The 13,164-nt window shown below is 68.1% G+C and carries 13 protein-coding genes; 9 read left to right on the forward strand and 4 right to left on the reverse strand.

Annotated elements, in window-relative coordinates; all coding sequences use genetic code 11:
- Positions 1–119: 119 nt before the first annotated feature.
- Positions 120–1,232, reverse strand: a complete 1,113-nt coding sequence (locus WBN91_RS24755) for an XdhC/CoxI family protein (RefSeq protein ID WP_337724952.1) — start codon at positions 1,230–1,232, stop codon at positions 120–122.
- A complete protein-coding gene (locus tag WBN91_RS24760; RefSeq protein ID WP_337724951.1) occupies positions 1,225–2,343 on the reverse strand; it encodes a vWA domain-containing protein in 1,119 nt (372 codons plus the stop codon). Before WBN91_RS24760 ends, WBN91_RS24755 begins: the two co-directional genes overlap by 8 nt.
- Positions 2,344–2,428: 85 nt before the next feature.
- Here WBN91_RS24760 and WBN91_RS24765 point away from each other — a divergent pair, with 85 nt between their 5' ends.
- From WBN91_RS24765 to WBN91_RS24795, 7 genes are all read left to right on the forward strand, one after another.
- Positions 2,429–3,616 (forward strand): DNA cytosine methyltransferase, encoded by a 1,188-nt coding sequence (locus tag WBN91_RS24765; RefSeq protein ID WP_337724950.1) that lies wholly within the window; start codon positions 2,429–2,431, stop codon positions 3,614–3,616.
- 10 nt (positions 3,617–3,626) lie between these two features.
- Entirely contained in the window at positions 3,627–4,421 is a 795-nt protein-coding gene (locus WBN91_RS24770) for a GIY-YIG nuclease family protein (protein ID WP_337724949.1), read from the forward strand.
- A 10-nt stretch (positions 4,422–4,431) separates the two neighbouring features.
- Complete coding sequence (locus WBN91_RS24775) at positions 4,432–4,863, forward strand: very short patch repair endonuclease (RefSeq protein ID WP_337724948.1); 432 nt, start codon at positions 4,432–4,434, stop codon at positions 4,861–4,863.
- A 141-nt stretch (positions 4,864–5,004) separates the two neighbouring features.
- Complete coding sequence (locus WBN91_RS24780) at positions 5,005–5,847, forward strand: hypothetical protein (protein ID WP_337724947.1); 843 nt, start codon at positions 5,005–5,007, stop codon at positions 5,845–5,847.
- 3 nt (positions 5,848–5,850) lie between these two features.
- On the forward strand, positions 5,851–7,179 hold the full coding sequence (locus tag WBN91_RS24785) for a hypothetical protein (protein ID WP_337724946.1): 1,329 nt from the start codon (positions 5,851–5,853) through the stop codon (positions 7,177–7,179).
- Complete coding sequence (locus WBN91_RS24790) at positions 7,176–9,071, forward strand: DEAD/DEAH box helicase (RefSeq protein ID WP_337724945.1); 1,896 nt, start codon at positions 7,176–7,178, stop codon at positions 9,069–9,071. The genes WBN91_RS24785 and WBN91_RS24790 overlap by 4 nt, the downstream gene beginning before the upstream one ends.
- Before the next feature lie 76 nt (positions 9,072–9,147).
- Positions 9,148–9,972, forward strand: a complete 825-nt coding sequence (locus tag WBN91_RS24795) for a DUF3883 domain-containing protein (RefSeq protein WP_337724944.1) — start codon at positions 9,148–9,150, stop codon at positions 9,970–9,972.
- A 28-nt stretch (positions 9,973–10,000) separates the two neighbouring features.
- Here WBN91_RS24795 and WBN91_RS24800 read toward each other — a convergent pair whose 3' ends face one another.
- Both WBN91_RS24800 and WBN91_RS24805 read right to left on the reverse strand, forming a co-directional pair.
- Entirely contained in the window at positions 10,001–10,855 is an 855-nt protein-coding gene (locus WBN91_RS24800) for an AAA family ATPase (protein ID WP_337724976.1), read from the reverse strand.
- Between the two features lie 179 nt (positions 10,856–11,034).
- Positions 11,035–11,913, reverse strand: coding sequence for an AraC family transcriptional regulator (locus WBN91_RS24805; protein ID WP_337724975.1), 879 nt, complete (start codon positions 11,911–11,913; stop codon positions 11,035–11,037).
- A gap of 82 nt (positions 11,914–11,995) precedes the next feature.
- Between WBN91_RS24805 and WBN91_RS24810 the strand changes: the two genes are divergently transcribed.
- On the forward strand, positions 11,996–12,802 hold the full coding sequence (locus tag WBN91_RS24810; RefSeq protein WP_337724943.1) for an NADP-dependent oxidoreductase: 807 nt from the start codon (positions 11,996–11,998) through the stop codon (positions 12,800–12,802).
- Between the two features lie 59 nt (positions 12,803–12,861).
- Positions 12,862–13,101, forward strand: a complete 240-nt coding sequence (locus tag WBN91_RS24815) for a PspC domain-containing protein (protein WP_337724942.1) — start codon at positions 12,862–12,864, stop codon at positions 13,099–13,101.
- Positions 13,102–13,164 lie beyond the last annotated feature (63 nt).

Genomic DNA, 13,164 nt, shown 5'->3' on the forward strand with positions numbered 1-13,164 from the left:
ACAAGCAAGAAGCCCCCGCCCTTTCTTTTGCTTTGTGTCCATCCTTGGCGGCCTGCCCGCCGGCGAGGCGCTTTTAAGCTCTTCAAGCTCTTCAAGCTCTTCAAAACCAACGCTCCGCTTCACGTAACCCGGTGAATAGCCCCATCCGTCCGAGTCAACCGCTCCCCTCCCCCACCCCACCGCAACGCGATGATCTCCGCCGCGATCGACACCGCAGTCTCCTCCGGCGTCCGAGCCCCCAGATCAAGCCCGATCGGCGAAGACAACTCCGCCAATTCGCTCTCCGTCATCCCAGCTTCCCGCAACCGCCGCATCCGATCGTCATGCGTGCGCCGCGACCCCATAGCCCCGACATACCCGAGCTTCAACCGCAAAGCGACCTCCAGCACCGGCACGTCGAACTTCGGATCGTGAGTCAAAACAGTCACCACCGTCCGCTCATCAACCCGCCCCGCCTCAGCCTGAGCCTGGAGATACCGATGAGGCCAATCCACCACCACCTCATCAGCCTCAGGAAACCGGCTCTTCGTCGCGAACACCGGCCGCGCGTCACACACGGTCACCCGATACCCCAAAAAGGTCCCCAACCTCGCCACAGCCGCCGCAAAGTCGATAGCGCCGAACACCAGCATCCGCGGCGGCGGCTCAAAGGAGTTCACGAACACCGCCATGCCCTCGCCCCGCCGCTGGCCATCCGGGCCGTAGTGCAAAGTCGCACTGCGCCCGGTCGCGAGCAGGCCACGCGCATCATCGGCAATGGCGTCCCGAGCCCTCGCAGACGGCACGTCACCGGACACCCGATCCGGCCACACGACCAACCGCCGCCCAACCCACTCGGGGTGCTCGACAACAGTCGCAACAGCCACCGGCTGCTCCGCCCGCACGGTCTCCACCACGTCCGGCAGCTCGGGAAAGCTCTCCCGCGACACCGCCTCCACGTACACGTCGATGATCCCGCCGCAGGTCAGACCCACCGCGAACGCGTCGTCGTCACTCACGCCGTACCGCTGCAACACAGGCGTGCCCGAACGCACAACCTCCTGTGCCAACTCGTACACCGCACCCTCGACACACCCACCCGACACGCTGCCGACCACCGCCCCCTCCGGCCCGACCAGCATCGCCGCGCCGGGCGGTCGGGGGGCCGAGCTGAACGTGGCGACCACCGTGCCGACTCCGACCGTCTCCCCCGCCGCCACGCGACGGCCGAGTTCGACGAGCACATCACGCACCGCTTACCTCCTTGAGCAGGTGCCGCAGGGCGTCCAGGCTATGCCCGGCGATCAACTCGTCGAGGTGCGGCAGCGCGGCGACGATCCCGGACTGCACCGGCGCGTACCCGTCCTTGCCGACGTGCGGGTTCACCCAGACCACCTTGTGCGCCAGGCGCCGCAGCCGGGCCATCTGCGCGCCCAGCAGCGCGGGGTCGCCCCGCTCCCACCCGTCCGAGCACACGACGACCACGGCCCGCCGCGCCGCACCCCGCTGCCCCCACCGGTCCAGGAACGCCCCGACCGTCTCCCCGAGCCGCGTGCCGCCCTCGTAGTCGGGCACGGCCCGCGCGGCGGCGGCCAACGCCTGTTCGGGATCCCGATGGCGCAACTGCCGGGTGATCCGGGTCAGCCGCGTGCCGACGGTGAACACCTCGACCGGCATCCGCCGCGCCACGACGTGCGCGAACCGCAGCAACGCGTCCGCGTACGGCTTCATCGACCCCGACACGTCCAGCAGCAGGACGACCTTGCGCGCCCGCGTCCTCCGCCGCCGGCGCAGGGGCCGGACCGGTTCCCCGGACGCCACCATCGCCTTGACCGTCCGCCGGGCGTCCACCTCGCCGCGCCTGGCCGGTCCCTTGCGCAACCCGCGCCTGGTCGGCGGCACCGGCCGCAAGGTCGCCAACAACTCCCGCAACTGCGCCCGCTCGGCCACGCTCATCGCGGCGATGTCCTTGTGCCGCAACACTTCCACGTCACTGGCCGCCACCGCGAGCCGTCCGCCCGCCCGCCGCGACACCGCACCGTCCCCCAACGCCGCCGCCCGCCCCGGCGCACTCCCCCGCCGCTTCCCGACCACGACCTCGACCCCGCCGAACCAGGCGGCGAACGCGGCGTCGTACCGGGTCAGGTCGTCGGGCTCCCCGCACAACGCCACCCGCCCGGCCCAGTACACGTCGGCCCGCCGCGCCACGTCGACGTGCTCGAAGGCCCGCAGGAACGCCTGCACCCGCTCCGGCCCGCACTCGACCCCGGCTCCGCGCAAGGCATGCGCGAACCCCACGAGCCCGGTCACCGGCCCGACAGCGGTCACCCTCCGATTGTGCTCCCGGTCACCGCGATCGCGCATGATCGGCTCGACACCTATGATCGAACAGAAGTGCGATCCCGGCCCACCGGGGACATCGCATTGTCGGGAAGGTAGGTTTCGTGCCGTGCGGGGTGCGTCGAAGCGAGCAGCAGCGAACGAACCGACGCTGCCGCTCCCGCTCGGACCCGCGGCGGCGGAGTTCTTCGCAGGGATCGGATTGGCCCGCCTCGGTCTGGAACGGGCCGGCTTCCACGTCCCGTGGTCGAACGACCTCGACCTGGCCAAGAAGCAGATGTATGTCGAGCACTTCCGCGATTTGGACGGCGCCCACAAGTTCGATGACCGCGACGTGCGCGAAGTGCATGCCGAAGATCTGCCGCACGGCATCGACCTCGCCTGGGCGTCGTCGCCGTGCGTGGATGTCTCGCTCGCAGGGGCGCGCCTGGGCCTCAGCGGCGCGAGGTCTGCGGCCTTCTACCAGTTCACCAGGATCCTCGGTGAGATGCCCAAGGACGAGCGGCCGAAGGTCGTCACCCTGGAGAACGTGGTCGGCCTGGCCACCAGCCACGGAGGAGCCGATCTCAAAGCGGCCATCATGGAACTCAACGACCTGGGTTACTCGGTCGACGTGCTGACCTTGGACGCTCGTTGGTTCGTGCCCCAGTCGAGGCCGCGTCTGTTCGTCGTGGGGGCCCTCGAGCCGCCGACGGACACACCAGGCGCCAACCCGTTGCTGCGGCCGGCTTGGTTGCGGCAATCGTTCGACGACGACTCGCTGACGACCCACCGCTTCCTGCTCCCGGAGATCACGCCGTCGCCCGACATCTCGTTCTCCTCCGCGGTCGAACTGATGTCCGAGGACGACGGACGCTGGTGGGACGAAACACGAGTCGCCGCATTTGAACGCGAGCTGTCGCCGGTGCAAGCCGGCCGGCTCGAGGTGTTGAGGAACGCCGGGCAACTCACGCATCGAACGGCGTACCGACGCACCAGGCAGGGCAAGCCCCAATGGGAGATCCGCTCGGATGACATCGCCGGCTGCCTGCGCACCGCCCGCGGCGGCTCGTCCAAGCAGGCAGTCGTCGAGGTGGGCCGCAATGAACTTCGGGTCCGGTGGATGACCCCCTTGGAGTACGCCCGGCTCATGGGCGCGGACGACTACGCCATCGAGGGTCAACGCGACAGTCGTGTCGTGTTCGGCTTCGGGGACGCCGTCTGCGTCCCTGCCGTCGCGTGGTTGGCGAAGCACTACCTGATGCCACTCGTCACGGGGAAGTTGCGAAACCGCGACAACGAACTGGTCACCGTGTAAACCTGACAGGGTGCCGCACAAACCACACAAGAAGGACCTCCCCGCCGAGTCGGTGCGCCAGTTCCTCGACCTCCTCGAAAAGGCGTTGACGACGAAGGACGACCAGGGCAGGGTCTGGGCGGACGCCCAGTGGGGCTGCTATGCCTTCTACGACTACGACGGCGAGCCCATTTACGTCGGCCAGACCAACGAACGACTCAGGGCGCGTGTCCGCAGGCACCTGAGCAACCAGCGCACGGATGCGGTGGCGATGCGAATCCTGGACGTGTTCGAAGTCGCCGAGATGGAACTGTGGCCGCTCTGGGAGTTCGAAGGCACATCGACCAAGGATCCGGCAGCACGGAAGCGGCTGAACGAGGTCGAGCACACCGCGTACATGCGGGCGGTGGATCGGAGTCGATTCAAAGCGATCCTCAACGAGAAGATCCCGCCCGTCACCGGTTCCCTCGCCGAGATGCCGACGTCAAAGCGATTCTCGCTCATCAGCGACGAAACCAAGCGAGAGCGCGGGCATCCCGACATTCGCATCGCCCGAAGGGCGGAAACGATCTCTCGCCTGGCGGCCGTGGCGCACGAACGAGGGGAAGTGTCGGACGGCCTTCGTCGAGTGCTGGTGGTTCAGGCCGCTCGCCTCGCGCACCTCGCCGCAAGCAGGCTCGCCGAAACACGCGGAGCCAAGGCGCCGGGGGCCGAGGCGATCAACCTGCGTCTCCTGGTGGGTGACGTCCACAAGCCCCAGAGTGCGGCGGATGTCGACCAGCCGGAAGGGGACAGCCTCGAACTGGACTTCGGCAGTCAGGACTAGGCTGCGGAGCATGGCGGACCCGTCTTGGGCGACCAGCAGCGCGACACGCAGGTCGATGCAGGCCAACCGCAGCCGTGACACCAAACCCGAATTGCAGCTCAGGCGGGCGCTCCACGCGATGGGCTTGCGCTACCGCGTGTGCGCCCGCCCTTTGCCGGGCGTGAGGAGAACTGTCGACATCGCGTTTCCCAGCGCGAAGCTGGCCGTCGAGGTGCGCGGCTGCTTTTGGCACGGGTGTCCCCAGCACTACCGTGCCCCTGCCGCCAACGGCGGTTACTGGGCTCAGAAGGTCCAACGCAATATCGACCGGGACGCAGACACGGCTCGTCTCTTGGAGGAGGCGGGGTGGACGCTCGCAGTCGTCTGGGAGCACGAAGACCTCCCCGCCGCTGCTCACGCCATCGCCGAGCAGGTACGGGAACTCCGCAGCGCCATGCAGTGACGAATCCGGGCTTGGGCCGGCTGCGCCATATGTGCGTTGTCCGATGCGCACAGATGCCCGGTGGGGGTATGTTGCTGCTGTGGATGCGTTAGACGCCGTCATTTCCGCTGCCCCCGCCATGACACGCCGAGGCTGATTGCTATGACCATGGAAGCCGCTGCACCGTGCCGCCATGCCGGCGCGCCTCCCGAAGAGATAGTCGAGCGGGTTTCGCAGCTCATCCGCGGTCTCGCCGCCGAAGATGAGATCCTCAGTCGTCACGGCCTCAGCGTGGACGAGTTCGCAGGCGCGCTGCCCATGGCCATCGAGGCGCTGCGCGGCCGAACGAGCGCCAGCAATGCCCAGCGCCGCGAGTTCCTTCGGAACCTGTTCACCGCCATGTTGGACAAGAAATTGATCTCCGCACTGGCAGTGCCCAAGTACGGCGCCGACACGGTCTACCGACTCACAGTCGACGGATTCGGCGACATCGCGGTGATCCAGAAGGGGTGCCCGGACGGGGCTCACAGCAGCCGGACCTGGGAGGCTCCGGAATGGGCCGAGGAGACCTATCTGTGGTGGTTGTGCCCTAGTTTGAAGTCCCACCCGGGTGAGCACGTGGTCAAAGGTGTCAACCGCCTGAGGAAGCGCTTCTTCTCCGACCGCGAAGGCGAACTCGACGGCGTCGTCTTCCACAACGAACTGTGCGGCACAGCCGAGCGGATCTGCCCCAAGGCGTCCTCGTCCATAACGATCAACGGCGAGCTCGTGCCACCACCGTGCATCTACGTGATGCCGAGTCGAAGTGGCGACGGGCCGGACTGGAACTGGAAGGGCGAGCAAACGAGAGTGTTCCCGGAAATCCTGCTGCGCTTGTTCGGCGTACCCAGCGAGAGCGCAAACGCTTACATCGGGCACATCGGCTTCCAGGAGCGCGCGAACTCCATCGCGACAAGGGTCACCGCGAACTACGGCCCCGGCCGGTCTACAAAATTCAGGAGCTGACAGGTGCCGAACCCCGCGCTTGACCAAGACCGGGCCACCTTCCTAGAAGCCCGCATTCCCGACAAGGACAACAGGCGGTACATGGCCGTTCCCGCGTGGCCACGCAGCGAGAAGGAGTTGCTTCGCGTCGAAGTCGAGGTCGATTGGGTCCGTTTCTCGACGACCAACCACCGGACCCGAGCCGAGCAGATGCAGGTGGTCCACGTCAGGGACAACCCCGACCTGTTCACCGCCGACCCGCTGGGCGAGGAGGCTCAGGAAGCACAGTTCGAGATCCTCTCCGGACAGGAAGGTTTCGACGCACTCAAAGCAGACCTCAAAGAACGCGGGCAGCAAGAGCCGGCGATCATCACCGCCGACGGCATCCTGATCAACGGAAACCGCAGATCTGCGGCGCTCCGCTCGCTGTACCGCAAAGATCAACACCTCAAGGCCCGGTACGTGCAGTGCTTGGTGCTGCCTCAAGACGCGACCGTGGACGAGTTGGTCGACCTCGAAGCCGAACTCCAGGTGGCCCGAGATTTCAAGCAGGAATACTCCTGGATCAACGAGGCCCTGCTGATCGAAGAGCTGTACAACAGGGAGGGCAGGGACTTCGGGAGAGTCGCCCGCCGGATGCACCGGGACACCGCAACGGTGCGCTCGCTGTACGAAAAATTGCAGCACGTGCACCAATTGGTCGACCTGTCGAACGGGGCGCGACTGCACGTCGATTTCGCTGACAACGAATCCGCATTCGACGAGCTGGCGAAACATATCAAGAACAAGCCGCTCGCCGAAGCGAACAGCGTGCGCACGGTGTACTTCCTCGGCACACTGGCCAACGTTCAGTACCGGAAGCTCCGCAACCTCCGTCGTGACGACGCAGCTCACCTAGTCTGGAACGAAATCGCCGACGACGTCGCCTTGAAGCCGGTGCTCGACCAGGTCGAAAGCCTCTGGGAAGGCGATACCGGAGACGACCTGATCGACGACCTCGTCGGCCCGGCCGACAGTGAATCGCCTCTCGACGACCTGTTGAGCTTCCTGGCCAAGCGGAAGCCGGAGCAGGACATCCCCCTGTCCAACGGTGAGGCCGTGCTCACCCAGGATGTGCTCAACACGCTCCAGAGCGCGATCACAGCGGCAGCCGACGAAGCCGAAGAGCTCGACCGCGACCAGACCGCGGTCAAGGCGCCGTTGGCACGTGCCGACAAAGCCATCAGTGAATTGGAGCGGGTGTACGCCACCCTGCCGAAAGCCCGGTCCTACACCAGCTTCGACGAAGCTGCGATGCAGACGAGGCTGGAAAAACTGGAAACCCTGATCGCTTCGCTCAGGGAGCTCCGTTGATCCTGTTCGAACTGTACGACAGAGGTCGACCGCTGGTGATCGGCAGCGTCGACCACCAAGGCAGCCGCGGCGCTTGGGCACGTGTGCAGGAAGCATTCTCTCGAGGAATCGTGAACGGCAGCCGAGATCGCGTCGATGTGCGGGTCGACGTCTTCCTCGCGGAGTTGAACGTCCTCAAGGAGGTGCGACACATCTTCGGGGAGAAAATCGAACTCGGACCGACCCTTCGCACCCAACTCCTGCGCTTGCAGGAAGACCGGAAGAAGCGCGAACAGGTCTCCTCGGACGGCACGCCGGTCGACTTGCAGGAACTCGCGCAGGAGCTCCTCGCTGCGGGCTTCGACAGACCGCTCAAGAGCTTCCAGCTGGAGAACCTCGCGAAACTGGTCCGCCTCCCGCACGGGGCGGACTTTTCCGTCCCCGGCGCGGGCAAGACAACCGTGTCGTTGGCGAGTTTCGCACTGAGCCGCGTCGGCGGACGGGTTCAACAACTGCTCGTTGTGGCCCCGATCGCCGCGTTCAGCACGTGGAAGGAAGACGCCTTCGAGTGCCTCACTCCCGTGCCGACCGTGGTTGTGCACGCTGGCAACTCCTCGGTGATCCCAGAAAGCACCGACATCCTGCTGACGAGCTACAACCGGGTCGCGTCCGACTACGACCGGGTCCGCGCATTCGTGGCCAGGCGGCCGACGCAGGTTGTCCTCGACGAGGCGCACCGCGTCAAACGGGGGAACCTCGGTGTGCATGGGCGCGCGGTTCTCGACCTCGCGTATGCCGCGGAGCGACGCGACGTCCTCACAGGGACGCCAGCGCCGCAAAGCGCGTTCGACCTCGTGGCCTTGATGAGGTACCTGTACCCCGGCCAAGACCGCCAGATCCTGCCGGCAAGCGCCTACGTGGAACGCGATGGGCGTGAAGACCACGTTCTGCGGGCAACGAGCCAGGCGGTCGCCCGGTACTTCGTGCGCACCCCGAAATCGGATCTGTCCCTGCCTCCGACGGAATTCCGGATGCTGGTCGAACCGATGCCGCCGTTGCAGCAAGCGATCTACGAAGCGTTGATCGGGCGCTACCGGGGCAAGCTCGCCCTCGACGCACGGGCGCGACGTAAGTTCGACAAGCTCGGACGAGTGCTGATGTACCTGCTCGAAGCGGCCACGAACCCGGCGTTGCTGATCGCTGGGTCGGAGTCGGACGACGAGGAGGTCTTTCAGCACCCGCCCCTGGAGGTCAAGGAGGGCGACCCGCTGGCGGACTTGCTCGTCCGCTACCGCGAGTACGAGGTGCCCTGGAAGTACGAACGTGTCCAAGCCATCGTCGCCGACGCTGCCGCCCGTGGCGAGAAAGTGATCGTCTGGTCCACCTTCGTCCGCAACCTCCGGGCACTAGCCGCTCTGTTGAAGGAACATCAGCCGGCCGTCGTCCACGGCGGTGTGCCTCCGGAAGACGGTGCTCCACATGGCTCGACCACCCGTGAGCAAGAGTTGAATCGCTTCCGCTACGACTCCGACTGTCACGTGTTGCTCGCCAATCCTGCCGCTTGCGGCGAGGGCGTCAGCCTTCACCACTGGTGTCACCACGCCGTCTATCTCGACCGGACGTTCAACGCCGGCCACTTCCTCCAGAGCCAGGACCGCATCCACCGACTGGGTCTCAAGAACGACGTCCTCACGCGGTTCACACTCCTGGTCAGCAACGGCACGATCGACGAGGCGGTGAATGCTCGACTCTCGGACAAGGTGGCAGCGCTCGGGAAGTTGATGAACGACCCCAGTTTGGTCACGGTCGCTCTGCCGGAACCCGATGAGCACCGGCGCAACGAGCCCGCGTTCGAAGACGATGCGGATGCGGTCGTCGCCCACATCAGAGAAGCGGCGAAGCGTGCTACCTAGACACGGTTCCACGTACGCCGTATTCCTCCTGGCGCGGGCCGCCCGCGTCAAGCACCGCCACTCGGTAGCCGACTGGGTGGCGGCTGCACGCTCTCCCTCGTCCTATCTCGCCGCGACGGTGGAACTGCTCGGTCCGGTAGATGCCATGTGCCGGCTCGGCCTTGCCCGGGTCGATGGCGAAGGGGTCTTCGTCGACCCGGTTCTTCTGGGCCTCTCCGACGTCGCTGACAAGTTCACGCTGCACAACATCGCCCGCTTGCTCCTCGTGACCGATCCCCCGTTGTGGCTCAGCGTCGCGGTGACTCCCACGGGTGTGGCGAGGGAGTACATTCCGCAGCCCGACCTCGCAGCACTCCGTTGGCTTGGCCCGGCGTTGGACGAAGTCTTGTCCGCGGCGCACGCGGATGTGGCCGCGACGCACCCCGATCCCTTCCGCAAGGCCATCGGCGACACCGCCGAACTCTTCGTGCTGGCAGCCCTGGAGCGAGCCGGCGCAAAGCCGGTTCACGTCGCCAAGATCTCCGACCGCTACGGGTACGACATCGAGGCACGCAAGCCGAAGCTGCGGCGAATCGAGGTCAAGGCGGCGGGGCCGGCCAGCCGAGGGAGCTTCCACCTCTCGCGCAACGAATTCGACAAGAGCCGTCGCTACGGATCCGAGTGGCGACTGTTGCAAGTCGTGTTCCGCACTTCGGCGCTGTTCGCGAAGACCATCGACTGTTCACACGTGGAAGGGATGTTCGTCCTGGACGGCAACGCCTTGGACCGCATCGTGCCCGCGGACTCCACCCACTTCAAATGGACCGAGTCGGCCGCGATCACCTGTCCGGACGACCAGTGGCGTCCAGCCCGCCTTTCGCCGGATCCCACGTTCACAGCCCCAGGCCTGCACCACCGTTGAGCACCACGGGAGCGCGAATCACCTGGGATCAACGAGCGGGCGGCGGGGCGTGCAGCACACCTGCCGACAGGGCGCGCTGGGCGTCCTCCCGGTACTTCAGGACCGCGCCGAGCGTGATCGCCGCGGTCTCCGCGTCCAGGTCGGTGCGGCCCAGGGCGACCAGGGCTTCCGCCCAGTCCAGGGCCTCCGCGACACCCGGTGGTTTGAGCAGCTCCAGCTCGCGCAGCCGCCGCACGGCCGACGCGACCTGACCGGCCAGCCGCTCGTCGAGGCCGGGCAGCCGGCGGCGCAGGATGGCGACCTCGCGGGCCAGGTCGGGGTGGTCCAGCCAGTGGTAGAGGCACCGGCGCTTGAGGGCGTCGTGCACCTCGCGGGTCCGGTTGGAGGTGAGCACGACCAGCGGCGGGGTCGGCGCCCGCACCACGCCCAGTTCGGGGATGCTGACCGCGTTCTCCCCCAGGACTTCCAGCAGGAACGCCTCGAACTCGTCGTCGGCCCGGTCCACCTCGTCCACCAGCAGGACGCACGGCGCCTCCTCCAGCGCGCGCAGCAGCGGCCGGGCGAGCAGGAAGCGGCGGGTGTAGAGGGAGGCTTCGGCCGCTTCGGCGTCCACCGGGCCGGCGGCTTCGAGGGCGCGCAGGTGCAGGAGCTGGCGGGGGAAGTCCCAGTCGTAGAGCGCCTGGGACGCGTCGATGCCCTCGTGGCACTGGAGGCGGATGAGCGGCAGGTCCAGGGCCCGCGCGAGGGCCAGGGCGAGCGAGGTCTTGCCGGTGCCGGGCTCGCCTTCGCAGAACAACGGCCGGTGCAGCCGCACGGCGAGGAAGGCGGCCATCGCGACCCCGGCGTCGGGCAGGTAGCCGACCCGGTCCAGCGCGGCGGCCAGCGCTTCCGGCGACTCGACGAGATCGACCGGCTCCCGCGCGGCGGCTTCAGGCGACTCGGCGGGACCGACCGGCTCCCGCGCGGCGGCCGGCGCTTCGGGCGTCTCGGCGGGATCGGCCGGGTCCGGCGCGGCGGCGGGACCCGGTGCTCCCGGGGTCGGAGGGGGCGGGGTCGCCGAGGTCACCGCTCGAACATAGCTCTTCGGAAGCGGCCCGGCGGGATGCCGTGTTCGCGCTTGAAGGCGGTCGCGAAGGCGAACTGCGAGCCGTACCCGACCTCGCGGGCGATGGTGGACAGCGGGACGTCCGTGTCGCGCAACAACTTCGCCGCCGTCACCAGGCGCCACCACGTCAGGTACGTCATGGGCGGCTGGCGCATGAAGTGGGTGAAGCGCTCCGCGAACGCCGCCCGCGACATGCCCGTCTCGCCCGCCAGCGACGCCACGGTCCACGGCGACCCCGGGTTCCGGTGGATCGCGTGCAACGCCGGCGCCAGCGCCCGGTCCCGCAGCGCCGCCATCCAGCCCCGCCGGTCCGGCGACGACTCGAACCACGCCCGCAGCAGGTACACCAGCAGCACGTCGAGCAAGCCGGGCACCAGGGCGGCCGACCCCGGACCCGGCGACTCCAGCTCGTCCGCCAGCAGCCCGGCGGTCCTCAGCAGGTCCGGGCCACCGCGGTGCACGGTCGCCGACAGCCCGCGCAGCATCGGGTGGACGGTGCCCAGCTCGTACGCGCCGCACAGGGTGACCGTCGTCGGCATCTCGGGCTGCTCGTACCGCACCCGCGACCCCGGCGCGCACGCCTGCGCCGCCACCGGCGTGGCCAGGCTGTCCGCCAGCACGTGCCCGCGCCCGTCCGGCAGGAACACCACGTCACCCTGCCGCAGCCGCACCGGCACGTCGTCGTCCGGGACCAGCCACGCCTCACCGCGCACCACGACGTGGAACCCCGACGCGCCCGGCACCCGGTCGAACCGCTGCGCCCACGGCGCCCGCCAGCCGACCCGGGCCGCGACCGGCCGACCGGTCCGCATCACGTCGATCACGTCGGTGAGCATGTCCACGGTGTTGGACGATGACACATAAATCCGGACGAGAACGCATTGAGCGTCCAACTGTGGATACATACCGTCCGGCTGCATGAGAAGCGCACGCATCCACGAGCACGGCGGCCCCGACGTCATCCGCGTCGACGACATCCCGGTGCCCGTCCCCGGCGACGGCGAGGTGCTGGTGACAGTCACGGCGACGTCGTTCAACCCCACGGAGATCGCGGTGCGCGAGGGGCGGTTCCCGGTCGCGCTGCCGCACACGCTCGGCTGGGACGTCGCCGGGACGGTGGACGAGCGGCCGGTGGTCGGGTGGGTCGAGGGTGCCGCCGCCGAGTACGTCGTCGCGCCGGCCGACCGGTTGGTCGATGCGCCCGCGAGCATCCCCCTGGCCGACGCCGCCGCCCTGCCGCTGGCCGGCCTGACCGCGTGGCAGATGGTGTTCGAGCACGCGGGAATCGTTGCGGGACAACGGGTTCTGATCAACGGCGCGGGTGGCGGGATCGGCGGGTTCGCGGTCCAGCTGGCCAAGCACGCGGGTGCGCACGTGACGGCGACGGCGAGCGCGCGCAGTGCCGGGGTCGTGCGGGCGCTGGGGGCGGACGAGGTCGTCGGGTACCGCCCGGAGGGGAGGTTCGACGTGGTGCTGAACCTCGTGCCGGACGCCGAGATCGCCCACCTGGGTGGCAGGGCGGTCTCCGCGACCCTGAGCGACGTCCCCGAGGCGCACGTGGTGGCGCGGTGGGACGCCGGGCAGTTGGCCGAGCTGGTGTCGCTGGTGGACGCGGGTGTAGTGCGGGTCGACGTGTCCGAGCGGCGCACCCTGGAGGAGCTGTCCGACCTCCACCGCCGGGCGGTGGCGGGGTTGACCCGGGGGAAGGTCGTGGTTCAACCCTGAGCGGGTTTTCAGGGTGTGCCCCCGATGTGCCGCAAGGCTCTGACCAGCACCATTGAGCTATGACGAACGACGTGCTCAACCAGGCCACCGACAAGGTCCGCAAGCTCCGCCGCAGCCGGAACGACCGGATGGTCGCGGGTGTGTGCGGCGGCGTCTCCGAGCTGATCGGGGTGGACGCGGCGATCCTGCGGATCCTGCTGGTCGCCGCGACCCTCTTCGGGTTCGGCACCGGCGCGCTGCTCTACCTCGCGATGTGGTTCCTCGTGCCGGAGAAGGAGGAGGCGGACCAGGCCTACTGACAGCGGGGAGGCCGGCCGGTGACGGGGGTCGCCGGCCGGCCAGGGGGAACGGCCGGCGATGGG

Origin of the sequence: Saccharothrix sp. CCNWYY140 (assembly GCF_037401995.1) — a bacterium.
Lineage (GTDB): Bacteria > Actinomycetota > Actinomycetes > Mycobacteriales > Pseudonocardiaceae > Actinosynnema.